Source organism: Neobacillus sp. MER 74, assembly GCF_023714155.1.
In genome coordinates this window covers 427,001-453,416 of the sequence record NZ_JAMAUV010000002.1, presented here as the reverse complement: position 1 = coordinate 453,416, position 26,416 = coordinate 427,001, and the positions used below count along the sequence as shown (strand labels likewise).

General features: G+C 40.3%; 22 protein-coding genes, 1 pseudogene and 1 other annotated feature (1 of these 24 only partly in view). Of the genes and pseudogenes, 20 read left to right on the top strand and 3 right to left on the bottom strand.

Translation table 11 applies throughout. The features are described from left to right. Positions 1-20: 20 nt before the first annotated feature. From nadB to yajC, 12 genes and pseudogenes are all read left to right on the top strand, one after another. Positions 21-1,604 (top strand): L-aspartate oxidase, encoded by a 1,584-nt coding sequence (gene nadB, locus M3610_RS06665; RefSeq protein WP_251457556.1) that lies wholly within the window; start codon positions 21-23, stop codon positions 1,602-1,604. Further along, positions 1,573-2,421, top strand: coding sequence for a carboxylating nicotinate-nucleotide diphosphorylase (nadC, locus tag M3610_RS06660; RefSeq protein WP_098575620.1), 849 nt, complete (start codon positions 1,573-1,575; stop codon positions 2,419-2,421). The genes nadB and nadC overlap by 32 nt, the downstream gene beginning before the upstream one ends. Position 2,422: 1 nt before the next feature. After that, positions 2,423-3,517, top strand: coding sequence for a quinolinate synthase NadA (nadA, locus tag M3610_RS06655; protein ID WP_251457553.1), 1,095 nt, complete (start codon positions 2,423-2,425; stop codon positions 3,515-3,517). 173 nt (positions 3,518-3,690) lie between these two features. Beyond that, positions 3,691-3,825, top strand: a pseudogene (safA, locus tag M3610_RS28495) (SafA/ExsA family spore coat assembly protein); the annotation flags it as partial. A gap of 1,834 nt (positions 3,826-5,659) precedes the next feature. Next, the gene (locus tag M3610_RS06645) at positions 5,660-6,649 is read left to right on the top strand and encodes a phosphotransferase (RefSeq protein ID WP_251457547.1); all 990 of its coding nucleotides are present in this window, start codon (positions 5,660-5,662) and stop codon (positions 6,647-6,649) included. 105 nt (positions 6,650-6,754) lie between these two features. Continuing rightward, on the top strand, positions 6,755-7,450 hold the full coding sequence (locus tag M3610_RS06640) for a YhcN/YlaJ family sporulation lipoprotein (RefSeq protein WP_251457544.1): 696 nt from the start codon (positions 6,755-6,757) through the stop codon (positions 7,448-7,450). Positions 7,451-7,580: 130 nt separating this feature from the next. Then, positions 7,581-8,135, top strand: coding sequence for an intercompartmental signaling factor BofC (locus tag M3610_RS06635; RefSeq protein ID WP_251457541.1), 555 nt, complete (start codon positions 7,581-7,583; stop codon positions 8,133-8,135). Between the two features lie 457 nt (positions 8,136-8,592). Beyond that, on the top strand, positions 8,593-9,204 hold the full coding sequence (gene ruvA, locus M3610_RS06630) for a Holliday junction branch migration protein RuvA (RefSeq protein ID WP_251457649.1): 612 nt from the start codon (positions 8,593-8,595) through the stop codon (positions 9,202-9,204). A gap of 10 nt (positions 9,205-9,214) precedes the next feature. Beyond that, the gene (ruvB, locus tag M3610_RS06625; protein ID WP_251457538.1) at positions 9,215-10,216 is read left to right on the top strand and encodes a Holliday junction branch migration DNA helicase RuvB; all 1,002 of its coding nucleotides are present in this window, start codon (positions 9,215-9,217) and stop codon (positions 10,214-10,216) included. A 33-nt stretch (positions 10,217-10,249) separates the two neighbouring features. Beyond that, positions 10,250-11,278: a tRNA preQ1(34) S-adenosylmethionine ribosyltransferase-isomerase QueA gene (queA, locus tag M3610_RS06620; protein WP_251457535.1), complete on the top strand. Its 1,029-nt coding sequence runs from the start codon at positions 10,250-10,252 to the stop codon at positions 11,276-11,278. Between the two features lie 28 nt (positions 11,279-11,306). Continuing rightward, positions 11,307-12,446 carry a tRNA guanosine(34) transglycosylase Tgt gene (tgt, locus tag M3610_RS06615; protein ID WP_251457532.1) on the top strand — a complete coding sequence of 380 codons (1,140 nt, stop codon included), beginning with the start codon at positions 11,307-11,309 and terminating at the stop codon, positions 12,444-12,446. A gap of 29 nt (positions 12,447-12,475) precedes the next feature. Then, the gene (gene yajC / locus M3610_RS06610; protein WP_098575610.1) at positions 12,476-12,766 is read left to right on the top strand and encodes a preprotein translocase subunit YajC; all 291 of its coding nucleotides are present in this window, start codon (positions 12,476-12,478) and stop codon (positions 12,764-12,766) included. A gap of 46 nt (positions 12,767-12,812) precedes the next feature. On the opposite strand, the gene M3610_RS06605 is transcribed toward yajC, so the two are convergent. After that, on the bottom strand, positions 12,813-13,175 hold the full coding sequence (locus tag M3610_RS06605; protein WP_251457647.1) for a TIGR04086 family membrane protein: 363 nt from the start codon (positions 13,173-13,175) through the stop codon (positions 12,813-12,815). A 258-nt stretch (positions 13,176-13,433) separates the two neighbouring features. On the opposite strand from M3610_RS06605, the gene M3610_RS06600 reads away from it, so the two are divergent. After that, positions 13,434-14,093: a DUF421 domain-containing protein gene (locus M3610_RS06600; protein WP_251457529.1), complete on the top strand. Its 660-nt coding sequence runs from the start codon at positions 13,434-13,436 to the stop codon at positions 14,091-14,093. A gap of 33 nt (positions 14,094-14,126) precedes the next feature. On the opposite strand, the gene spoVB is transcribed toward M3610_RS06600, so the two are convergent. Next, positions 14,127-15,674 (bottom strand): stage V sporulation protein B, encoded by a 1,548-nt coding sequence (gene spoVB / locus M3610_RS06595; RefSeq protein ID WP_251457526.1) that lies wholly within the window; start codon positions 15,672-15,674, stop codon positions 14,127-14,129. Between the two features lie 138 nt (positions 15,675-15,812). Between spoVB and M3610_RS06590 the strand changes: the two genes are divergently transcribed. The 6 genes from M3610_RS06590 (at position 15,813) to dtd (ending at position 24,318) form a co-directional block, all read left to right on the top strand. Further along, the gene (locus M3610_RS06590; RefSeq protein ID WP_251457521.1) at positions 15,813-16,109 is read left to right on the top strand and encodes a post-transcriptional regulator; all 297 of its coding nucleotides are present in this window, start codon (positions 15,813-15,815) and stop codon (positions 16,107-16,109) included. Between the two features lie 144 nt (positions 16,110-16,253). Beyond that, a complete protein-coding gene (gene secDF, locus M3610_RS06585; RefSeq protein ID WP_251457518.1) occupies positions 16,254-18,518 on the top strand; it encodes a protein translocase subunit SecDF in 2,265 nt (754 codons plus the stop codon). Positions 18,519-18,618: 100 nt separating this feature from the next. After that, a complete protein-coding gene (gene recJ / locus M3610_RS06580) occupies positions 18,619-20,982 on the top strand; it encodes a single-stranded-DNA-specific exonuclease RecJ (protein ID WP_251457515.1) in 2,364 nt (787 codons plus the stop codon). Then, positions 20,973-21,485, top strand: coding sequence for an adenine phosphoribosyltransferase (locus tag M3610_RS06575; RefSeq protein WP_026563464.1), 513 nt, complete (start codon positions 20,973-20,975; stop codon positions 21,483-21,485). The genes recJ and M3610_RS06575 overlap by 10 nt, the downstream gene beginning before the upstream one ends. Before the next feature lie 179 nt (positions 21,486-21,664). After that, positions 21,665-23,863, top strand: coding sequence for a RelA/SpoT family protein (locus M3610_RS06570; protein WP_098575603.1), 2,199 nt, complete (start codon positions 21,665-21,667; stop codon positions 23,861-23,863). An 11-nt stretch (positions 23,864-23,874) separates the two neighbouring features. Next, on the top strand, positions 23,875-24,318 hold the full coding sequence (dtd, locus tag M3610_RS06565) for a D-aminoacyl-tRNA deacylase (RefSeq protein ID WP_251457512.1): 444 nt from the start codon (positions 23,875-23,877) through the stop codon (positions 24,316-24,318). Between the two features lie 46 nt (positions 24,319-24,364). Here dtd and M3610_RS06560 read toward each other — a convergent pair whose 3' ends face one another. Beyond that, positions 24,365-25,876, bottom strand: a complete 1,512-nt coding sequence (locus M3610_RS06560) for an N-acetylmuramoyl-L-alanine amidase family protein (protein ID WP_251457508.1) — start codon at positions 25,874-25,876, stop codon at positions 24,365-24,367. Positions 25,877-26,041: 165 nt separating this feature from the next. Between M3610_RS06560 and M3610_RS06555 the strand changes: the two genes are divergently transcribed. Then, entirely contained in the window at positions 26,042-26,218 is a 177-nt protein-coding gene (locus tag M3610_RS06555) for a hypothetical protein (RefSeq protein ID WP_186328577.1), read from the top strand. 60 nt (positions 26,219-26,278) lie between these two features. Continuing rightward, positions 26,279-26,416: a binding site (T-box leader), on the top strand; it runs 104 nt beyond the window's last position.

The window sequence follows — 26,416 nt, the reverse complement described above, 5'->3', positions numbered from 1 at the left end:
GTTATGTCAGGAGGGTCAACATGACAAATGATGACGTATTAATAATTGGAAGTGGAATAGCCGCCATGCAGCTGGCTGTTCAGTTAGCTAGCCATTTAAATGTGAGGATACTCACAAAGGAAAAATTACGAACGGCCAATTCGTATCTTGCTCAAGGCGGGATTGCGGCTGCCCTGGGGAATAATGACCATCCCTCTAAGCACGTGGTCGATACACTTGAAGCGGGAAGATTTCACAACAATCGAGATGTGGTTCAGGAAATTATTACTGCGGCGCCGGAACTGATCAAGAATATGGCACGCGATGGCGAGATTTTTGATAAAAATCAACAGGGTGAATTGTTTCTTGGGATGGAAGGGGCACACAGTGAAAAGCGAATAGTTCATGGCGGCGGTGATGCCACTGGTAAAAACGTCATGGAGTATCTGATTACTGTGCTCAAGCAAAAGCGAAATATCACTGTCGAAGAAAATGTCTTCGCCTATGAATTACTCTTAAATAACGAACAAAACCGATGTATTGGTGTTAAAGCAAAAACTTCTAAAAGATCCATCCATTATTTTTATGGTCAGCATGTCATTATCGCAACGGGGGGCTGTGGTCAGCTATATACTTACACTTCTAACGCCAAAACCGTCAGTGGTGATGGGATTGCCATGGCTTATTTAGCCGGTGCGGACATCGTTGATATGGAATTTAACCAATTTCATCCCACACTTTTATATATAAACGGTGAAACAAAGGGCTTAGTTTCTGAAGCTGTCAGGGGAGAGGGGGCCATTCTTGTTACAGAAGATGGGACCCGCATTATGGAGGGCGTTCACCCCTTAAAAGATCTCGGGCCGAGACATATCGTCTCCCAACGAATATATGAATACTTGAAAAAAGGAAAGCAGATCTATTTGGATATAAGTTCCATTGAAGAATTTAGGAAACGATTTCCTTCGATTACATCCCTTTGTGAGGACAACGGGATCCGGATTGAAGATGGGAAAATCCCTGTAGCTCCAGGCAGCCACTTTTTAATGGGCGGAATTAAAACCGATTTAATCGGAAGATCTTCTCTAAATGGACTATATGCAATTGGCGAAGCCTCCTGTACAGGTTTACACGGTGCGAATAGACTTGCAAGTAATTCCTTGTTAGAGGGATTATTTCAGGGGAAACAGTTATCGAAGTGGATAAATGAAGGATGGCAAGGTTCCCAAATAGAATCAAAACTTCCTGATTGTCATCCTAAAAAAGAGAAAGCAATACATTTACCGCATGTCCAACAAATTAAGGATTCAATGATGGAACAGGTGGGAATTGTTCGTAATGAAGGGAATTTAAAGAAACAGCAAGCCTGGTTACAGCAATTCAGGGCCGAAACGATCCATTTGGATACCTGTACAACGCAACAGATAACAAAGATTTTTATGCTGGTCACTGCCAAGCTAATGACAGATGCAGCTCTAGAACGGACAGAAAGCCGGGGAGGGCACTTTCGAAGTGATTGCCCGAAAGAAGATAATCACCATTGGTTAAGAAAATCAATCATTCATAACTTGAAACAAGGAAGGGAAAAGTCCAATGAACACATTGAAACTGCGCTCGCAACTTGAGAAGTTTTTTATAGAGGATATCGGGGAACAGGATATTACCACTGATTTAATCTTTGCAGAGGAAACAAATGGAGAAATTGTTTTTCTTGCAAAAGATCAAGGGATTTTTTGTGGAGAGGAAATTATAAAGACAGGCTTCCAGTTGCTAAATAACGAAATTTCCACGCATGTGTTTGTGAAGGATGGCCAAGCAATTAACTATGGTGATAAATTAGCCCAAGTTTCTGGGAAAATAGCTGATTTATTAAAAGGAGAAAGAGTGATCCTGAATCTAGTCCAACGTATGAGCGGGATTGCCACACTCACACGAAAAACGGTCGATACCCTGGATAGCGGCCATACGAAAATATGTGACACTCGGAAAACTACTCCTGGCCTTCGCATGCTTGAAAAGTATGCCGTTCGCTGTGGTGGCGGCTATAATCACCGCTTCGGTTTATATGATGGGGTCATGATCAAGGATAACCATATCTCTTTTGCTGGTTCCATCTCGAATGCGGTAGAAGCGGTTCGAAAAAAGGCGGGTCATATGGTGAAAGTGGAAGTCGAAGTGGAAACGGAAGCTCAGGTGCTGGAAGCGGTAAATGCAGGGGCAGATGTAATCATGTTTGATAACCGGACCCCCGATGAAATTAAAGAATTCATTCAATTGGTTCCATCGACGATTATTACTGAGGCCTCTGGCGGAATCCAATTGGCTAATATTGCTGATTATCGTGACACGGGTGTCGATTATATTTCCCTCGGGTACTTAACTCATTCTTATAAAGCACTAGATATCAGTGTAAAAGTGCAATGGAATAAAGGAGACGAGTAACATGAATCTACTAGCAGCTTTACAAAAAAATATGATTCCTGAAAAATACAAACAAATGTCGAGAGAAGAACTAGAAAATCGGGTCATCGAGGTCAAAAAGGAACTAGGTTCTCGTCTTTATATCCCTTGTCATCATTATCAAAAAGATGAGGTGGTCCAGTTTGCTGATGCCACCGGTGATTCTTTACAACTAGCACAATTATCAGCAAAAAACACTGACGCTGAATTTATTGTGTTCTGTGGTGTACATTTTATGGCAGAGACAGCGGATATTTTGACGAATCAAAACCAAAAGGTAATTCTGCCTGATATGCGCGCAGGCTGTTCGATGGCTGATATGGCTGATCTTCAGCAGACTGAAAGAGCTTGGGAAAAGCTTCAGGAACTCTTTGGTGATACGATTCTTCCATTAACTTATGTTAACTCAACAGCAGCCATTAAATCGTTTGTTGGTGCACATGGCGGGGCAACGGTTACTTCTTCTAATGCCGAGACGATGGTTAGGTGGGCATTTGAAATGAAGGAACGAATATTATTCTTACCCGATCAGCATCTTGGCCGAAATACAGCCGTCGAACTAGGGGTAGGATTAGACGAAATGGCAGTCTGGAACCCAATTACAAATGAACTGGAGTTTGAAGGTGACACGTCAGAAATTAAGGTCATCCTCTGGAAAGGTCATTGTTCGGTTCATGAAAATTTTACGGTACAAAATGTGATTGATACTCGCTATAAATATCCTAAGATGAAAATCATTGTTCATCCGGAATGCCGCCGCGAAGTAGTAGAATTAGCCGATATGGCAGGGTCAACGAGTTATATTATTAAGGCCATCGAAACCGCGGAGCCTGGAACGGCTTGGGCAATCGGTACAGAAATGAACCTTGTTAATCGCTTAATTCAAAACCATCCGGATAAAAATATCATTTCGTTAAATCCGCATATGTGTCCATGTTTAACGATGAATAGAATAGACCTGCCTCATTTGGTATGGAGCCTTGATACACTTGAGGAGACAAATAATATCATTCAGGTTAGTCCTGAGGTTGCGGAAAATGCAAAATTGGCTCTCGAGCGGATGCTGATAAATTCATAGTAAGAGATAAAAAGATGCAATTTTTCCTGATTGCATCTTTTTATATTTCATGAATTCATCAGGCGGGATTCATATTCTTTTGAAAAATAGCATAAGTTTTTGTGAAGAAGGATAGCACTTTGCCCATTTTCACATAGACTATATGGACTTATGCCATAGGAGGGGAAATCAGAGTGAAGATCCATATCGTACAGAAAGGGGATACTCTTTGGAAGATTGCCAAGAAGTACGGAGTGAATTTTGAAGAGCTGAAAAAGTTGAATTCACAGCTCAGCAACCCTGATATGATTATGCCCGGTATGAAAATAAAGGTCCCAACTTCAGGTGGAACAATAAAGAAAGAAGCACCAATGGGAACTAAACCCGGTACAAAAATCACTTTAGGAATGAAGAATGAACAGCCGCTTGCTGAGCAGCCGTTAGTCAAAGAGAAACCCATAAAAGAAGCACCAATCAAAGCAATGCCGATTAAGGAAGCACCAATTAAAGAAGCACCAATCAAGGAGGCGCCAATTAAGGAGGCTCCAATCAAGGAAGCACCAAAAGCACCATATACTCCAAAAATGCCCCTACAAATCGTCCCAGAAATAGATATTAACAATTATTACATGATGAACATGCAAAATATGACAGTACAACAACCACAATTGCCGCCTAAACCTGCCAATATCCTGCCTGAGATCAAAGAAGTACCAAAGAAAGAGATGCCGATTAAAGAAATGCCAATTAAAGAAATGCCAATTAAAGAGATGCCAATTAAAGAAAAACCAATCAAAGAGATGCCAATTAAAGAAGCACCAATCAAAGAAATGCCAATCAAAGAAACACCTGTTGTTCCTGCACCGCCACCAGTAATGGAAGCACCTGAACAGGTAGCACCGCAACAGGATTATTGTGTTCCAGTTACTCCAATCATGCCGGGGCCAGGATTCTGTCCTCCATTTGGTGGATTCCCGATGCCAGTACAGCCATACATGCCTTACCAACAAGGGCAAGGTGGGGCGATTCCAACACCGCCGGTAATGCCAAGTGGGTTCCCAGGCAATCCAGGGGCAACGCCAACTGTTGCTGGAACATCGTTTGTTTCACCGCAATTCGATGATGAATCATCCTTTATGCCGCAATTGCCTGTTATGAATCCTGCCTATAATCCGGGGGCAGTAATGGGTGCTCAATCACCCCAGGCGCCAATGGGTTACCCTTATATGGATCCATCCGCATTCGGTCAATCACCACAAGGATTTGGCCAGCAAATGCCAGGAGGCTTCGAACAAATGCCACAAGGATTTGGTCAGCAAATGCCAGGAGGCTTCGATCAAATGCCACAAGGATTTGGTCAGCAAATGCCAGGAGGCTTCGAACAAATGCCACAAGGATTTGGTCAGCAAATGCCAGGAGGCTTCGATCAAATGCCACAAGGATTTGGTCAGCAAATGCCAGGAAGCTTCGGCCAAATGCCACAAGGATTTGGTCAGCTAATGCCAGGAGGCTTTGGACAAATGCCACAAGGATTTGGCCAGCAAATGCCAGGAGGCTTCGATCAAATGCCACAAGGATTTGGCCAGCAAATGCCAGGAGGCTTTGGTCAAATGCCAACAGGTTTCCCAATGGAAAGTCCTTCAGGATTTGGAATGGCACAAAATCCAGCTGGCTTTGCACCAACTCAGGTAATGCCAGGAAGCATGTTTGGAAATCCTGCTATGGGAAATCCGTATGGAATGGGTGTACCTTATGGACAAATGCCATTCGGCTACCCGCAAATGAGTGGTCCAATGGGCGTACCACCTCATTTCGAATCTCCAGAAATGGCTGGCCATGGTTCGTTCATGCAGGCACCACAAGGTTTTCCAGCGGGAGCTGGAGGTGATTGCGGCTGTGGAGGAGCACCAGTAGGAATGCCAGCGGGAATGCAGGCACCGATGGCGATGCCGCAGCTAGCACCAATGCAGCAGCGGGAAGCTATGCAACAACTGGAACCAATACAACAGCAAGAACCGATGGCACCAAACTTTGAGCCGCCAACCCCGCCAATTTACAGCGCACCATATACAGGGCCAGTTAATGCAGCACAGCCTCCGTATATGAATCCATATGGTATGGGGCCGATCGGAACAAGTCCTTATGGGATGCCAGGTTACCAAGATGAGAGCCTTTAATATACCAAATCAAAAAAAGGGAGACGATGATTATTTTGATCGTCTCCTCTCTTATTTTCAATCCCAGTTCCTTGAACGAATCGTTCAAATGGTTCCGATTCGAAAATCTGTTATTTATTTAAGAACAGATAAAAATACTTACGTCCTAAAAGGGTATCATACCAATAATAGGCTAAGACTCCAAGAAGCCTTTACAACCACCCTAAAAAAAGAAGGATTTACAAAGACCTATTTATTTTTAACTTCCCCAATGAGAGATCAGCTTTTTTTTGAAGGAACCTACTTTGGATGTATGGAGTACATTCCTCCAAATAAATCGGTATTTTCGTTCCAGTCGCATAAAAATCGTCAAGAAGGAATTGAGTTATTAGAACAATATCACCACACCACGGCATCGTTTGAAGCACGCTATCGAACTTTACTTCCAAAAGGTCATCTTATCGAAAAATGGTCGGAGCGACTAAATGTTTTTTCCAATAATCTTCCCTATCTTGGTTATTTTATCAATGAGCCAGTGATTACAGAAATGCTTGCTTGGGCTGACTGGTCACTAGAAGGGATGGAAAATAACCGGAGCTTCTTTCAAACGGAACCTTCTCTCATTCTCCATGGGGATGTAGCCCATCATAATTTCTTAAGGGATACAGGCGGACAATTAAATCTTATTGATTTTGATTTAATCAGCATTGGCCCTGCTTCCTTTGATTATTTACAATATGCGAATAGGATTTTACCTTATCTTGATTGGTCATTCGAAAAACTTTCTAGTCTTAAACAAATAAAGAAATACTTACACGAGGCCGCTTTTTTATATGCATTAGCCTATCCAGCAGATATCTTTCGGGAATGGAATCGAATGATTCGTGAAAAATCATATATGGACCATATGAAATATAAACAAGTAATGGACTTAACAATCAGTCAATTTTATGCTAGGAAAAAATTTATTGATCGTTTAATGGAGTTAGTGGATTAACCAGAGCTGGAATTTTCCGTCTGAATGAAATCCCCTCAAAAATAACACCCTAATAATGAGCATGGGTTTCACATGCTCAGGATGTTAATGGAGGGGGTTTTTCGCTTGAATAAGAAACAGTGGATGATTCCTCTTTCAGCCACATTAATGTTGGGACTGGCTGGATGTGCGAATAATGATAATCGTGCAGGGGTTAACGATAACAATAAAAATTCTTTAAATCCGGTCGGATATTATTCCAATGAAAACCACCCAAACTCAGATAATAATCTTTTTAGAGATGACGACGGGGCAATTACGGAAATGATGGATCATTCTCTAGGGGATGAGGACCAAGTTACGAATGAAAATAGAAGAAGGCAGCTTCAAACCAAGGATGGAAATGGGAATCCAAAGAATCCAACCAAACCTTTAGCTTCCAATGACCGTAATTTTTTCCAACGAGATAATCGCTTTAGTACGAGTGATATGAATTATCACGGTCATTTAAATGTAAACACCAGAAATACTGGTGTGAAAACCGACCCTGACTTTCAAAATAATATTACGAATAAAATCAGGAACAAAGTAGGTGCAGTTCCGAATGTACAGGACGTTCGATCCGTTGCCTATGGAAATTCGATTATTGTTTCCGTGCATTTAAATAACCATGGCAAAGCTGCTGCTACCAAAAGAGCGATTCAGAAAGCAGTACAGCCATACGCAAACGGAAGAACAGTAAAGGTCATCATTGACGAGGGAACCCTTGGACGCGATCGTAACTTTTATAATGATAGTCAACAGGAAAAAGGCGGAAGATAATCCTTACGGGTTGAGGGTAAAGCTATTTAGCTTTACCCTTTTTAACATGTTATGGAGGATAAAAAGGCAAAATAAGGCTAAACTATTACTGTATAGAATGTTTAATTTTTAACAATAAGAGGTGAGTAGCATGAGGTATCATTGGATGGCATGGTGTAGGTATATGTTCGCCGGATTCGCTGTTCTTCTCTTCATGTTTATTTTTAATGCCAACGAAATGACCATAATTGGCTCGGCCGCTCCCATGAATAAACCTCAGAAAGAGGAAAAAGCTGAACCTCTAACTATGAAGGTTATTTTGGAAAGGGTATATTTGGATGGGGAAATAAGTCAAGAAGTGGTCAATGAGACATGCTGGTCCTTGGAGAACTTTTGGGCTAAGTATGACCAATGGCAGCTGATTGACATTGACGGATCGACATTTGTTTTTCAAAAACAAGTCAATGACATATCCCCCTTGCTAAAAGCAAATGGCTTTTTTGGAATTACTGAAGAGGGTGTTTTGAGTATTTTTAATGGAAAACCTGATCAATTAAAAATTATCCAATCATTTTTTCAAATAGACATTAAGAGGCTCGAGAGCACAAAGCAAGAGGAATTAATTCAAGGCATTCCAATCAAAAATAAGAATCGATATGTAGAAGTATTAGAGACATTTAAGCCATATTCTTTAAAAAATGAATAGAAAAATCTATTAATCAGACTGATGCCGCCCTTTCAGCCTGGTTTTTTTTTCGAAAATAGAGGTCAATTAGGGTGTTTCAGAGGTTGAATGAGCGAATTCCGATGATTAATGAGCGAATCCCGTACCTTAATAAGCGAATTCCGTACTTTAATGAGCGAATCCAATTTCTTTCAGGGAATTCCAAGTATCTATCAGTGAATCTCAAATTTCTATCAGCGAATTTCAAGCACTTATCAGCGAATATCCAGTATCTATCAGTGAATTCCAAGCATCTATCGGCGAATATTGCACTTCTATCAGCGAATCGAATAATTCCCCTCCTTGCGAAGCCGAACTCCGAAAGCCGAACTCCGAATTCCGAATAGTTCGATGTTTCTCCCAATAGTTATTTTCTATAACTTACTCAAAATTGTATGGTAGAATGAAATACAGTGTAAAACTAGGGGAGAGAATGCAAGTGTACGAATTTATTAAAGGGACCGTCGACTTTGTCGGGCCAGAATATATAGTGATCGAAAACAACGGAATCGGCTACCAAATCGCAACGCCCAATCCGTTTATCTATGCGGGTAAAATGGAAACAATGGTAACCGTATATACCTATCATTATGTTCGTGAGGATATCAATGCACTCTACGGCTTTGAAACTAGAGAAGAGAAAAAACTTTTTACAAAATTATTAAATGTCTCAGGAATCGGTCCAAAAGGGGCACTAGCCATCCTTGCGTCAGGTGAAGTGCAGCAGGTGGTTACAGCTGTTGAAAATGAAGATGAAAGCTTCCTCGTCAAATTCCCGGGAGTTGGCAAAAAAACAGCCCGTCAAATGATCCTAGACCTAAAAGGAAAATTACAGGACATTGTTCCAGACTACTTCCCTAACTTATTTAATGCTGACCAACTTGAGCTGCAAACACAAAAGGGAAATTCAAATTTAGAAGAAGCCATTCTTGCCTTGAAAGCATTAGGTTATTCCGAGAAAGAAATCAAAAAGATAACGCCTGAGCTAAGAAAAGAACAAATGTCTACGGACCAATACATTAAAAAAGCCCTGCAGCGGCTTTTAAAATAGGTGATGATTCATGGAAGATCGGATTTTATCTAGTGAAGTTAACGAGAGCGAGATGAGCATAGAACAGAGCCTTAGGCCGCAAGTTCTCAGTCAATATATAGGGCAAGATCAAGTAAAGGAAAACCTCGATATTTATATAAAGGCTGCAAAAATGCGGAAGGAAACATTAGACCATGTCCTTCTCTATGGGCCGCCCGGATTAGGGAAGACAACACTTGCCGTGATTATCGCCAATGAAATGGGCGTAAATATCCGGACCACTTCAGGACCAGCCATAGAAAGACCCGGTGATTTAGCAGCGATTCTTACGGCTCTTGAACCTGGAGATGTATTATTTATTGATGAAATCCATCGCTTGCAACGGACGATCGAAGAAGTGCTTTATCCAGCGATGGAGGATTTTTGTCTTGATATTGTCATTGGCAAAGGACCAAGCGCGAGGTCTGTCCGCCTGGATCTCCCACCGTTTACTCTGGTTGGTGCGACAACGAGGGCTGGCTCCTTATCAGCCCCATTACGCGACCGGTTTGGAGTTTTAAGTCGACTCGAGTATTATAAAGAAGACCAATTGAAAAATATTGTCCTGCGAACAGCGGAAGTGTTTGGAACTGAAATCGATGACCTTTCAGCAGCAGAAATTGCTCGGAGATCACGGGGGACCCCGAGGATTGCGAACCGTCTCCTCCGCCGGGTGAGAGATTTTGCCCAAGTAAGAGGGGATGGAACGATTGATCTAGCTCTTGCAGGGGAAGCACTTGAACTGCTTCAAGTCGATAAACTAGGATTAGACCATATCGACCATAAACTGCTGAAGGGCATTATCGAAAGATTCCGCGGTGGTCCCGTCGGTTTGGATACAATTGCGGCTTCGATTGGAGAAGAATCTGAAACTATCGAAGATGTTTATGAACCATATTTATTACAAATTGGCTTTTTACAAAGAACTCCACGCGGCAGGGTGGTAACCTCGCTGGTCTATCAGCATTTTGGGATGGATATGCCTGCCAATTGATTGATTATAAAAAAAAGATTAGGGTGTCATATTATGAAAGTAGATTTATTTGATTTTCATTTACCGGAGGAATTAATTGCGCAGGTGCCGTTGCACAATCGGACCGACAGCCGTTTAATGGTCCTTGATAAACAATCCGGAGATATAAAGCATGAAGTATTTAAAGATGTGATTGAATATTTGCGTGAAGGAGATTGCCTTGTCTTAAACGATACAAAGGTACTTCCTGCACGTCTTTTTGGTGTCAAACAAGATACAGGCGCCAAAATTGAAGTTTTACTCTTGAAGCAGCTAGAAGGAGACAGTTGGGAAACACTTGTCAAGCCTGCAAAAAGAGTAAAAGAAGGAACCGAAATCGAATTCGGCAATGGATTACTTAAAGCCGTTTGCACTGGAACCTCGGACCATGGCGGGCGTGTCTTAGAATTCAAATATGAGGGCATATTTTATGAGGTTCTCGACCAATTAGGAGAAATGCCGCTCCCACCATACATAAAAGAGCAGCTAGAGGACCGGGATCGATATCAAACTGTGTATGCGCGTGAACCTGGTTCAGCCGCAGCGCCAACAGCAGGTCTTCATTTCACCGACAGCTTATTGGAGGAAATTAAAGCAAAAGGTGTCCATATTGCCTTTATTACCCTCCATGTCGGACTGGGGACTTTCCGTCCTGTGAGTGTAGATGATGTATTAGAGCACGATATGCATTCTGAATTTTATATAATGACAGAGGGGACAGCCCGGCTGCTAAATGAGGTTAGAAGTAATGGGGGCAGAATCATTTCAGTAGGGACAACCTCCACTCGTACCCTTGAAACCATTGCCTCGGCAAATGATGGACAATTTATAGAAGGAAGCGGCTGGACAAGTATATTTATTTATCCCGGCTATGAATTTAAAGCCATTGATGGAATGATTACGAACTTTCACTTGCCAAAATCAACTCTGATTATGCTTGTCAGTGCGTTAGCAGGCAGAGAACATGTGTTACATGCCTATCAAACGGCTGTAGCTGAGCGGTATCGTTTTTTTAGTTTTGGTGATGCAATGTTGATCATCTAAGGATTGCCTTAGGAAGGAGATAAAAATTTTGACTGCTATTCGTTATGAATTAATAAAGACATGTAAACAAACAGGGGCCCGGCTAGGCCGAGTCCATACCCCGCACGGATCATTTGATACTCCTGCATTTATGCCTGTTGGTACACTTGCTACGGTAAAAACAATGGCACCTGAAGATTTAAAGGAAATGGGTGCAGGAATTATATTAAGTAACACCTATCATCTATGGCTAAGACCTGGACATGAAATCATTAAGGAAGCGGGCGGATTGCATAAATTTATGAACTGGGATCGTGCAATCCTTACCGATTCGGGTGGGTTTCAGGTGTTTAGTTTAAGTGAATTCCGTAAAATTGAAGAAGAAGGAGTTCATTTCCGCAACCATATGAGTGGTGAAAAATTATTTTTATCACCAGAAAAGGCGATGGAAATTCAAAATGCTCTTGGTTCCGATATTATGATGGCCTTTGATGAGTGCCCGCCATTTCCTGCCACTTATGAGTATATGCAAAAGTCTGTGGAGCGAACATCACGCTGGGCGGAGCGTTGTTTAACTGCCCATAGCCGTCCGAATGACCAAGGTTTATTTGGAATCGTTCAAGGGGGAGAATATGAGGAACTTCGCAAGCAGAGTGCGAAAGACCTTGTTTCCTTAGATTTTCCAGGCTATGCTGTTGGAGGATTGTCAGTCGGTGAGCCAAAAGATGTCATGAACCGTGTCCTTGAGTTTACGACACCATTGTTACCAACGAATAAACCGCGTTATTTAATGGGAGTGGGATCACCAGATTCATTAATTGACGGCTCGATTCGCGGAATTGATATGTTTGACTGTGTATTGCCAACACGAATTGCCAGAAATGGAACATTGATGACCAGCACAGGACGACTTGTCGTGAAAAATGCTCAATACGCAAGAGATTTTGGCCCACTTGATGAAAATTGTGATTGCTACACCTGCCGAAATTACAGCCGTGCATACATCCGCCACTTAATAAAATGCGATGAAACGTTTGGAATTCGTTTAACGTCTTACCATAATCTTTATTTTCTGTTAAGATTAATGGAGAAAGTCAGACAAGCCATCATGGAAGACCGGCTTGGTGATTTCAGAGAAGAATTTTTTGAACGTTATGGTTTTAACAAACCGAACGCGAAAAATTTCTAATAGATGTTTATTGAAAGGAGGGAAACAAGATGTCTGGAGGAATTGGTACAATCATTCCATTAATATTAATGTTTGTGTTATTTTATTTCCTATTAATTCGCCCGCAACAAAAGCGCCAAAAAGCGGTTCAGCAAATGCAAAACGATTTAAAAAAGGGTGATAAAATCGTCACGATTGGCGGACTACATGGTTTTATAGATTCAATTGATGATAATAAAGCCGTAATTAAATGTGGTGACGGAAGCCGTCTTACATTTGACCGTAATGCTATTCGTGAAGTCACTGCTGATGCAGGCGAAAGCGTAAACCTTTCAAAATAATAACTAGCAAAAAAGGAAGCCGCGAGTCGGCTTCCTTTTTTTTAGATTACACAGATCTTCGAGAATTGTTTGTAGATATATTTACCCCTAAAATACCACCCATCATCGCAATTAATGTGTAGCAAGTATGGTAAATCACTTGTTCGGCATCAAACAAGCGATCATATCCTAAGTACTGGAACAAAAAGACAATGACCGAGTAGATTAAGCCAGTCATTCCCCCAATAAGCCAGCCCTTTTCTTTTCTTTTTCCACCGGATAAAAAACCGCCTCCGAATAGCCCGATAAATGATAATGCTGTAATTACGTATTGAAGTGATACCTCCCGTGCAGACGTGAACCTAAGAATAAACGCAAATATTAGGCTGCTAATTACAGCAAAAACGAGAATAAAAATTAATCCGTACAGAATGGAAGTGCCAAAGCTTTTTGATTCGATTTTAACTCTCCCCCTTCAATTGCCCTTTAGGCTGGCATTTATATAAACTCTTTCGTGCCACCCTCTAGTAAAGTTTCTTCCTAGTACAAGCGTATTCGTGGATTGGGAAAAGTAGAATAAATTTTATAGAATTTTTCAAACGGAAGAGGGTGTTGGTATTTTATTCCGCTAATTTTTCACTTTAAAATGCAAACAATATCGTTGAATGTAAAAAAAGGGGCGACAGTTATGGAAGAATATGTGACGATTGTGTTTCGAACATTGTTTTTTTATGTACTTATCCTAGTTATTTTTCGTGTTATGGGGAAAAGGGAAATTGGAGAATTAAGTATTCTGGATCTCGTTGTTTTTATCATGATTGGTGAAATGGCTGTTGTTTCAATCGATGAACCAAAGGATCCTTTGATTTATACAGTTGTCCCCATGATTTTACTAATGCTCATTCAAATACTTCTAGCACTCATTTCTTTAAAAAGTAAAAAATTTCGTAATCTCATTGATGGACAGCCAAGCATTATTATTAATCGGGGGAAAATTGATGAGAAAGCAATGCGGAAGCAGCGGTACAATTTTGATGATTTAATGACACAGCTCCGTGAAAAGGACATCCGTAGTATTGCTGACGTTGAGTTTGCAATTCTTGAATCCTCTGGAAGTTTGTCCGTCATTGAAAAGATAAAGAATGAAAACGCAGAATCTCAGCAAGGCGATATTACGATTCCTTTAATACTAGATGGGAATATTGATGATGAAAATTTACTTAGAATTAATAAAACAAATCTCTGGCTGCGGCAGGAGTTGAAAAAACAGGGCTATCGGGATGTTAAAAAGATCTCCTTTTGTAGCTATGAAAACGGAAAGTTCTTTATTGATTTAAAGGATGAATGAACAAAAGACACGCTTGGGCGTGTCTTATTTCTTTTATACAAATAAATTTCCAATCCAAGGAATCCGTTTTAGTTCATCCCTTTTAATTAGACCTAACATTAGAACCAAAACAATATAGGAAATGGTCATAGTTAGTAATGATAATAGGACTCTTATGGTTAACACTTCATTTAGAAATAGGTGTGCAAATGACCAATATCCAAGCCAGCCAGATCCACCCATAACAAGAAATCCCTTTACATAATCACGAACATAAAACGAAAAGGAAATCTTTTTTAGTACAGTGGCAAAGTGAAGAATGGTCACTAAAACAAAGCCGACGAGAATGCCTATTGCCACCCCATTAATACCAAAGGAAGCTTGGGACGCCAATAAAAAGATGACGGCTGTTTTAACGATGGCCCCAATCAGACTATTAATCATAGCAGCCCGGGCAAGATTCAACGCCTGCAATACTGCTTGTAATGGACCTTGATAGTAATAGAATAGGAAGAAAGGAGCCATCAATCGAATAAAATAAGAGCCCTTTGCTGAGCCATACATAAGTTGCATTAACGGGTCAGCCAATACATAGAGAACAACAACGGCCAATCCACCTGATAAGAAGGCAAACCTTAAAGCTTGTTGTAATCGATATTCAATTAACTTCTTGTTGTTTTGGGTATTGGCTTCACTAATCGCCGGGACGAGTGAAGTGGCTAAAGAGAAAGTGATGAAAGACGGTAACATCAATAGCGGCATGGCAAAACCAGTTAAGGCCCCATATTGTTTGGTGGCTTCGACGGTGACGACACCTGCAAGGGCTAAGCTATGAACCACAACAATAGGTTCAAAAAACCATGCCACCGAACCAATCATTCGGCTTCCCATGGTTGGCAAGGCAATATCCATTAAGTCTTTAAATGTTTGTTTCCCACTGTGAACAAATTGAAAGAATTTTTTCCGGAGCCTAAATCGTTTTTTTAATTTAAAAGTTGTCATTAAATAAATAAGTGAGACAAGTTCACCAATCACAGAAGCGATCATGGCAGCTGCGGCTGCATATTCAATTCCATAAGGAAGAAACGCTCTTGTCATTACGGCAATCAGGGAAATTCGAACAATTTGTTCTAAAACTTGTGAAATTGCAGACGGACGCATCTGTTGTCTACCTTGAAAGTACCCTCTTAACACAGAGGAAATCGCAATCACGGGAACAACTGGAGCGATCGCAATTAAAGGATAAAATGTCCGCGGGTCGGTAAACAATGTTTTCGACAGCAGTGGTGCAAGTAATAATAGTGCAGGGGTAAAAATAAGGGACAGAGAAATCGTTATCGCTAGGGAGACAACCAGAATTTTTTTAATCTCTGCAAAATTTCCCTTCGCTTCTGCTTCGGCCACATTTTTTGAAATAGCTACAGGCAGTCCCATCTGAGTGAGCGTCACTACTAGAATAAAGGTAGGAAACGCCATCATGTATAAGCCCACTCCTTCTTCCCCTATACTCCGAGCTATAACAATCCGATTTATGAAACCAAGGACTCTTGTGACAAGGCCTGCGATTAATAGGATAAAGGTCCCTTTTAAAAACTTCGACATGCTGATTCCCACCTTCTCAAATAAGAAGAATTCATATACAATTAACTATATGCGTAAGGGTGGACAAAGCATGACAAGTTGTATCAGCTTTTTGGCAAGGTTCAATTAATGGGGAGATTTTCCAAGGAGGCAGTCGTAATGGATGAAAGTCACAGATTCGAACATTTTCGCTCCCAAGTCCAGCCAGCCGTAGCGAGTAAACTTATAGAGTTTCAGTTGCTAGGGCTTGATTCGGTAACAGAGGAGGAATTTTGGGTTTTTTTAATTAAGAAAAAGTGGAAAAAAATCAAGAAAGAAATGAAACTGTACGAAATGATCCAAGAAATTCTGTCTGTTAAAGCAAGTGATTATCTCAATTTTGCGACGATAGAGGCCTATAAAGCTTCCGACTTCTCCATGGATGATGAAGATGAATTGAAGGAACTTTTAAAATAGAAATAAGATAGACCTTCATATTATTGTAAATTGACAGCCAATCCATATTCTTTCATAATGAAGGAAGTGACTTTTTTCTTATTTTCATATAAGGATTAGACGGAACAGTGCCGATGCACATGCATTAAGGAGGAACAATACATAATGGTAAAGCGCAGTAGAATCGTTGCTTTCTTACTTGTGGTCCTAATTATCGGAAGCACAATGGGGGCAACAACAAAGAACATCCTAAACAATATGAAACTTGGACTGGATCTTCAAGGTGGATTTGAAGTTCTGTACGATGTGAAGGAAGCAAAAAAAGGACAAAAAATTGACAAAAATGTAATGGCTAGTACCGCTGAGGCACTTGATAAGCGTATTAATGTCCTTGGTGTCAGTGAACCGAGTATCCAGATTGAGGGAAAGAATCGCGTTCGTGTGCAGCTTGCTGGTGTCACAGATCAGAATAAAGCTCGTGAAATCTTATCTACACAAGCAAATCTTACCTTCAGGGATGCCAATGATAAATTGATGATGGATGGTTCCGACTTAAAACAAGGCGGTGCCAAGCAAACATTTGATGAAAACGGAGCACCAAGCGTTTCCCTAACATTAAAGAGTGCCGATAAGTTCCGCAAGGTAACTGAACAAATAAAGAATATGGCACCTAATAATGTTCTTGTTATTTGGCTTGATTTTGAAGAAGGAAAAGATTCCTTCAAAAAAGAGGTAACAAAGGCAAATCCTAAGTATTTATCAGCACCAACTGTAAATCAAATCTTTAATCAAAATACAGTTTCAATTGTTGGTAGTTTCACATCTAAAGAAGCTCAAACTTTGTCATCACTTTTAAATGCGGGTTCGTTACCTGTTAAACTTGATGAGGTTTATTCCACCTCTGTTGGAGCGAAGTTTGGTGAACAAGCATTACATGATACGATTTTCGCAGGAATCATCGGTGTTATTATTATCTATCTGTTTATGATTTTCTATTATCGTTTTCCAGGCCTTATTGCTACCGTTACGCTAACTATTTTTACTTATCTAGTTCTATTAATTTTCGATTGGATGAATGGGGTTCTGACTTTACCAGGAATTGCCGCGATTATCCTCGGGATTGGTATGGCCGTCGATGCCAATATTATTACGTATGAACGGATTAGAGAAGAATTAAAAGTTGGCAGATCCATTAAATCAGCATTCCAGGCTGGTGAGAAGCATGCATTTACCGCTATTCTTGATGCAAACTTAACGACAATCTTAACAGCAGGTGTGTTATTCTTTTACGGGACAAGTTCGGTAAAAGGTTTTGCGACCATGTTAATCGTGAGTGTCCTTATGAGCTTTCTTACCAATGTTTATGGTGCGAGGTTATTGCTCGGGCTATGGGTTCACAGTGGTTTCTTAAACAACAAACCAGGTTGGTTTGCTGTACGCAAGTCCCAAATTAAATCTATTAACGATAATGTAGATACAGTTGATCTACCTACTCGTTTTGATAAAATTGATTTTGTAAAACTTAGAAATAAAGTATTTATCCTTTCGGGAGTTCTCATTGTCGCTGGGATTATCGCGATCGCTATTTTCCGTATGAATTTAGGGATTGATTTTTCAAGTGGAACACGGGTAGAAGTTCAATCGAAAACACCTTTAACAACCGAACAGGTGGAATCTGCATTTACGAAGCATCATTTAGATCCAGACGATATCGTTATTTCTGGTGATAAAAAGCAAATTGGGGCAGTCCGAATGATTGGAGTCCTTTCTAAAGATGAAATTTCTACGTTAAAAGCAGATTTTAAAGAGCAATTTGGCTTTGAGCCGAATGTCAGCACAGTTTCTCCAACTGTTGGTAAAGAACTGGCGAAGAATGCCTTTATTGCCGTCTTATTAGCATCAATCGGTATCATTCTTTATGTATCGATCCGATTTGAAGCATATATGGCAATCGCAGCGGTTGCTGCCATCCTTCATGATGCCTTTTTCATGATTGCTATTTTCAGTATCACAAGACTAGAAGTAGATTTAACCTTTATTGCAGCAGTTTTAACGATTATTGGTTACTCCAATCATGATACGATTGTTACTTTTGATAGAATTCGTGAGAATATGCAAAAGAAAAAACGACTCAAAACTGTTCAAGATATTGCTGATGTGGTCAATGTAAGTATTCGTCAAACATTAACCCGGTCATTTAACACTGTTTTAACCGTCCTAATTACTGTATTGTGCTTAATGATTTTTGGAAGCCCATCAATTCTCAATTTCTCCATCGCATTATTTGTAGGATTGGTAATCGGTGTTTATTCTTCCGTCTTTGTCGCAGGTTCTTTATGGTATGTTATGAAGTGTAAAGAATTGAAGAAGAAAGGCGTTATTAAAACGGTAAAAGAAAAAAGAAAATACTCTGATCAACCACAAGTGTAAGTTTTCGAAAAAAACCGCAGATCCTCTGCGGTTTTTTCTTTTCATTGAATCCTGTCCTGTACTCCTGTATAATGAGAAAGTCTGAGGGGTGAACATACACATGTTAAGTTCGAAAACTAGATGGATTGTTCGGAAATCCGATGAGCAACTAATAAAAAAGCTTGAAACTGAATTGAAAATTACGCCTCTTGTCGCTTCACTGCTTGTTAACCGTGGCTTTGATACCGTTGAATCAGCACGGTATTTTTTATTTGGAAAGGAAGAGTTTCACGATCCTTTTCTTCTAAAAGGGATGGATATAGCTGTAAATAGAATTCGTCAAGCCATTGAACAGCAAGAGCCGATTCTTATTTTTGGTGATTATGATGCGGATGGAGTAAGCAGTACATCCGTATTGATGATTACACTTCGAGAACTTGGAGCCAATGTCCAATTTTATATCCCTAACCGCTTCACTGAAGGATACGGTCCGAATGAGACTGCATTCCGGCATGCAGCGGAAAATGGAATAAAGTTGATTATTACTGTGGATACTGGAATATCTGCTGTACATGAGGCAGCCTTTGCCGAAGAGCTTGGATTAGATCTAATTATTACTGATCACCATGAGCCAGGTCCGGTATTACCAACGGCACTTGCAATTATTCATCCAAAGCTCCCCGATAGTACCTATCCGTTTCGAGAGTTGGCTGGAGTAGGTGTTGCCTTTAAATTAGCCCATGCCCTCTACGGAAAAGTACCAGAGCATTTATTGGAGATTGCTGTAATTGGGACAATTGCTGATTTAGTCTCTCTAAAAGATGAGAATCGACTGATTGCTAAAAAAGGACTTGAAAAGTTAAAAACAACCAAAAATATTGGCTTGAAAGCCATATTAAAACTGGCAGGGGTTGATCCACTGTCAATAAATGAAGAAACGATTGGTTTTACACTCGCACCAAGGATTAACGCCGTGGGCCGCTTAGAAGATGCTGACCTTGCCGTCCAGCTTATCTTAACAGATGACCCGATTGAGGCAGAGACCTTGGCAGCGGAAATGGATGACCTTAATAAGTTAAGACAGTCTATTGTTAATGCAATTACGGCAGAGGCAATGGAAGAGGTTGAAACACACTTCCCAATTGATACCAATAAGGTTCTTGTCATCGGTAAGGAAGGCTGGAATGCTGGTGTTATAGGAATTGTTGCCTCCCGTCTGGTTGAAAAGTATTACCGTCCGGTAATTATTTTGAATTTTGATCCAGAAAAAGGGGTAGCTAAGGGTTCTGCCCGTAGTATTGCTGGTTTTGATCTCTTTAAGAATTTATCAACCTGCCGTGACATTCTTCCTCACTTTGGCGGACATCCAATGGCAGCAGGAATGACCTTAAAGCTAGAAGATGTTGATGGACTCCGCACACGATTGAATACACTTGCTGAGGAGCAGCTTACGGATGAAGATTTTATTCCGGTCACCTATCTTGATGAGGAAGTCCAGCTGGAACATGTAAATTTATCTTCTTTAGATGAGATGAGTCTTTTAGCTCCTTTTGGTATGGACAATCCTAAGCCAAAAGTTTTAATAAATAATGTGGATATCACAAGTATGAGAAAAATCGGCAGTGAGCAAAACCATTTAAAGCTCCTTGTAAAAGAGAAGGATGCAAATCTGGATGGCGTCGGTTTTGGACTGGGCCACCTGGTGGACCATATCTCACCTGCATCAAAAATTTCGTTAATTGGAGAATTATCTGTCAACGAATGGAACAATATACGTAAACCACAAATTTTTATTCATGATATCGCAGTTGAGTCATGGCAATTATTTGATTATCGAGGACAAAAGAGAATCAACAGTCTTTCAAATACAGTCCCAGCGGAAAATCGGAAATTTATTATTTTTAATGAAGAGCACCTTGAAAAAATAAACCCTAATTTGATGCCCGAGACCATTCTAATTCAGGATATAGAAGCAGCAAAAGCTTTCGATGGGAAAAAGGCAAACATTGTTTTGGTTGATTTTCCATCCTCGAAAGAGATTCTCAAGGTTTTATTTAAAGGGAAACAACCTGCGAGGATTTATGCTTATTTTTATAAAGAATCGAGTGATTTCTTTAGTACGGTTCCGACCCGAGACCATTTTAAATGGTTTTATGCTTTTCTCTTAAAGAAGGGGCCGATTGATCTTAAACGTAATGCTGATGATCTTGCTAAACACCGCGGTTGGTCGCAGGAAACCATTAACTTTATGTCAAAGGTGTTTTCTGACCTGGATTTTGTTACAATAAACAATGGATTTATTACTTTAAAAACTGGAGCGCAAAAGCGTGACTTAACTGACTCACGAACCTATCAGTTAAAACAAGCACAATATGAACTGGAAAGAGAGTTATTATTTTCGTCCTTTCAGGAATTAAAAGGCTGGTTCGATCAAGTAATTCAAGAGTCGGTTGAATTTGAGGAGGCAATTACAGAATGGACTTAAAGGAATTTATTACAATTGTGCCTGACTGGCCAAAAGAGGGTATTAAATTTAAAGATATTACACCGTTAATGAATAATGGTGAAGCATATAAATATGCAACAGACCAAATCGTTGCATACGCCAAAGAACGTAAGATTGATATTATCGTTGGACCTGAAGCTCGTGGTTTCATTATTGGTTGTCCTGTGGCTTATGCCTTAGGTATTGGTTTTGCCCCTGTTCGTAAAGAAGGAAAGCTTCCTAGAGAAACCATTAAGGTAGGATATGGTCTTGAATATGGAAAGGATATTCTAACCATCCATAAAGATGCTATTAAGCCAGGGCAACGCGTCCTTATCACGGATGATTTATTAGCTACTGGTGGAACAATTGATGCTACGATTCAATTAGTGGAGCAACTTGGCGGTGTTGTTGCCGGTATCGCTTTCCTAGTTGAGTTAAGCTATTTAGAAGGCAGACAAAAACTTGATGGTTATGATGTTTTAACATTAATGCATTATTAAACCATTAGTGAGGGCACTCGAAGCGCGAGTGCTCTCTTTATATAATAAAAAAACTTCTCAATCCCTTTACATCTTGGCTATTTTTTTCGATAATAGTAACAATCGTTCATATTCAAGGAACTAATTTTTAGCGAATGACATTTATATAAATAAATTGAGACGAAAATAAAGGTGATTTCATGGCGAATGATTTAGTGTTGACAGCCGACCAAGTCATCGACAAGACTCGGAACTACTTAAATGAGGAACATGTTGAATTAGTAAAAAATGCATACGAATTCGCAAAACATGCTCATCGTGAACAATATCGAAAATCGGGAGAACCCTACATTATCCACCCCATCCAGGTTGCGGGCATTTTAGCTGACTTGGAGATGGATCCTGCTACGGTTGCTGCTGGTTTTCTTCACGACGTCGTAGAAGATACGAGTGTATCCTTAAAAGATATCGAAACAGCTTTTAATGACGAAGTGGCGATGCTTGTCGACGGTGTAACAAAATTAGGGAAAATTAAATATAAATCTCACGAGGAACAGCAAGCAGAAAATCACAGAAAAATGTTTGTGGCCATGGCTCAGGATATCCGGGTTATTCTGATTAAGCTTGCCGACCGTTTGCATAATATGCGGACACTTAAACATCTTCCTGTAGAAAAACAGCGTCGGATTTCAAATGAAACACTTGAAATTTTTGCACCTTTGGCACATCGTCTTGGGATCTCTAAGATTAAATGGGAGCTCGAAGATACAGCATTAAGGTATTTAAATCCGCAGCAATACTATCGAATTGTTAACCTAATGAAAAAGAAGCGGGCCGAACGCGAGCAATATTTAGAGGATGTCATTGACGAAGTAAAAAGCAGAATGGGAGAAGTGGCTATTAAAGCAGAACTTTCTGGCCGCCCAAAGCATATTTATAGTATTTACCGAAAAATGGCTTTGCAAAATAAGCAATTCAGTGAAATTTATGATTTACTAGCTGTCCGCATCGTCGTGAACAGTATTAAAGATTGCTATGCTGTCCTAGGAATCATTCACACCTGCTGGAAACCGATGCCTGGCCGGTTTAAGGATTATATTGCGATGCCTAAACCGAATATGTATCAATCGTTGCACACCACTGTAATTGGCCCAAAGGGAGATCCGCTTGAAGTTCAGATTAGGACGAAGGAAATGCATCGGATAGCCGAATTCGGGGTTGCTGCTCACTGGGCGTATAAAGAGGGCAAAGAAGCAATGAATGATACCACCACGTTTGAACAAAAACTAACCTGGTTTAGAGAGATCCTTGAATTTCAAAATGATACCGCTAATGCGGAAGAGTTTATGGAGTCATTGAAAATCGACTTATTTTCCGATATGGTGTTTATATTTACGCCAAAAGGTGATGTAATTGAGTTGCCATCTGGTTCTGTTCCTATTGATTTTGCTTATCGAATTCACTCTGAAATTGGCAATAAGACGATAGGTGCAAAAGTGAATGGCAAAATGGTTACCCTTGACTATCGACTCAAGACTGGCGATATTATTGAAATCCTTACTTCGAAACATTCATACGGTCCAAGTCAGGATTGGTTGAAGCTTGCGCAAACATCACAAGCGAAAAACAAGATCCGGGCCTTCTTTAAGAAACAGCGTCGTGATGAAAATGTGGATAAAGGTAAAGAGTTAGTAGAAAAAGAAATTCGTAATATGGAATTTGATATTAAAGAAATATTAACTACAGACAATCTGAAAAAAGTTGCTGAAAAGTTTAATTTTTCCAATGAAGAAGATATGTATGCAGCGGTGGGCTATAATGGAGTAACGGCCTTACAGGTGGCAAACCGTTTAACTGAGAAATGGCGTAAAAAGAGAGATCAGGAACAAAGTTCGAATATTACGAATGCCATAACGGATTTGAAGACTTTCCCAGCAACGAAAAAGCGGGAATCCGGTGTCCGTGTATCAGGCATTGATAATTTATTGATTCGCTTATCAAGATGCTGTAACCCTGTACCTGGAGATGAAATCGTAGGTTTTATTACGAAAGGCCGCGGGGTATCTGTTCATCGCTCGGACTGTACGAATATTGATTCGAATGATGCACAGTCAAGGTTAATTCCGGTTGAATGGGAATCATCATTAAATGACCGGAAAGAATATAATGTTGACATTGAAATTAGCGGCTATGACCGCAGAGGGCTTCTGAATGAGGTGCTTCAAGCGGTAAATGAAACAAAAACGAATATTTCTGCGGTTTCTGGTAAAACAGATCGGAATAAAATGGCTACGATAAACATGTCGATTGCCATCCATAATGTGGCCCACTTGCAAAAGGTGGTCGAACGCATTAAACAGATCCCGGATATCTATTCAGTACGTCGAATGATGAATTAAGGAGTTTCAGAATGCGTGTTGTTGTGCAAAGAAGTAAAAATGCCAGCGTAACCGTTGCTGGGGAAGTAACGGGGGAAATAACCAAAGGACTAGTCCTGCTTGTCGGTGTGACCCATGAAGACAAACAAGAGGACGCTGCCTATCTTGCTGATAAAATTGCTAATCTCCGTATTTTTGAAGATGAAGACGGAAAGATGAATTTTTCTTTAATGGATGTCGGTGGTGAAATTCTTTCCGTTTCGCAATTTACCCTTTACGGGGATTGTCGAAAGGGAAGAAGGCCTAATTTCATGGGTGCGGCACGTCCAGAACAGGCTGTTGAACTTTATGAGGTTTTTAATAGCTTGCTTCGTGAAAAAGGCATCCGTGTGGAAACCGGTATTTTCGGTGCGATGATGGATGTTGAACTAATCAATGACGGTCCCGTAACGTTGATTATTGATAGTAAAGCATAAAAAAGGCTTAGCACTTAATCAAGTGCTGAGCCTTTTTTTTCGAAGTTTATTCATTTTCTTTAAAGTAGCGGGCCAGTCCATCAAACATCCCCGCTGCCGCATTTTCTTGGAATCCAGCAGATGTTATTACCATTTCTTCAGCTGGATTGCTTAAATAGCCTAGTTCCATTAAAACAGCTTTTTGACTATTTTCACGGATGACATGGAAATCACCAAAACGGACGCCCCGACTAGTCATTTTCGTTTGACCGACGGTTGATGCAAAAATGGATTCAGCAAGGGCTTGTTGATAAGAGTGATAATAATAGCCAGTCATACCGCGGGTACTTGGATCAACATTGCTATCGTAATGGAGACTGATAAAGGCATCCGCATTGTAAGAACTTGCTATATTCACACGAGAGGCTAGTTGTAAGTAAGAATCATTTATTCTCGTTATGTAAACATTAGCCCCTGCTGCCATTAATTTATCTGACAAAAGTTGTGCCGTCCGAAGTGTAAGGTCTTTTTCATATGTTCCGCTGACACCCGTTGCCCCTTTATCCGTACCGCCATGCCCTGGATCAAGGACAATCGTTTTATTTTTAAGATAGCCTTCAGCGCCTTGCTTTTTAATCTGTGGGTTGTTCCCGTTAACGGAAACCAGCCAGCCAGCAATATAACCAATTCTTCCGTCTTCTAACTTAACTTCATACCAGTCATTGATGATGCTTTTTACGGAATATGCTGCACCTGTATTGGTCCGTTCGATAACTTCTGACTGTACATCTGGACCTTTGCGGATATTTGTCCCGTTATTTATTATCGTAATAATAGTTTCCTTCACGGTTTGTCCAGTTTGAGTTTTGGAAGTCTCTTTCTCGAGAAACCAGCCGGCTACCCACCCGAAACTACCAGACTGGTACTCTATCTTTGCCCAATTATTCAATTCTTCTACGATCGTAAAACGTTGCCCCATAGTTACAGTTCCAATAAGGTTGGAATTCAATGAGGCATTTGAGCGGACACTAAGGCTGTCGGCTGTTACTGTTCCAATCAAGCCATTCCTTTTTGCCGTACCTGAAGATGTGTCACCTGCTGCTTGGACGTCAATAAAATCAGAGATAACCCAGCCTCTTACATTTGAAAAACCAATCTCCAGCCAATTATCTTGTTTCGAATATATGGTGACGCTTGTCCCATAGGTAAGTTTCCCAACAACTGAGCTTAATGCGGAAGGTTCCTGGCGCATATTTAAGGTATCAGCATTCACCATACCGTAATTAGTTTTTATAGCCGAATTGGTTTCTTTGGTGACGAGCCAATTAACGAGCCAGCCTGTTTGACCATTTGCAAGTTCAATTTCAATCCAATCGCCTTGTTCTTTCACAATCGGATACTTTTCGCCCCGATATACAATTTTTATTAGTGGGTAACTTAGACCTGGACCGCCGCGAAGATTGATATTATCGGTGGAAATCGTAATGGACTCTGTTGCTGCCACACTTTTACCATGAGGCATAAAAGTTATCAAAATAAGAATAATAGATAATAGCCATAAACTACCTTTTTTGACCATAAAGCCCTCCTTTTCTATTCTATTATTTTAGCGTATCAAAAGCTGAAAATCATGCCTAAATTGCTAATATTGTCCAATTTGGTGAGAAAATCCTATCAGGATGCAAGTTTTTCACGATTGGTGGAGATAATATGAGTAATGATGAAAAGGCTGAGGTGATTAGAAGTGAGAGCAAGTGAAAAAGGAATGAACATCCAATCTATGGATGGACGGCTTTTCGGTGTTGATTTTCATGATTTTATTCAAAAGGAACAGCATGCAACCTCGTTTGAACTCGCATCAGAATTCGGAATAACAATGGGTGATGTCAGAAAGTTAAAAAAACATTTAGAAAGATCATAATTGGCTATTGACAATATCTGCGATGCTCCGTAATATTAATTAAATAAAATGACATATTGTGATATACCAATGATGGAGCATAGTAATTAAGCAAACTCATGAATAGAGAGGAAATGTCCTGGGCTGAAAGCATTTCTACATGGAACTTAATGAATGAACACTCCGTAGGCTTCTCTCTGAAAAAGGGTACCCTCTAGT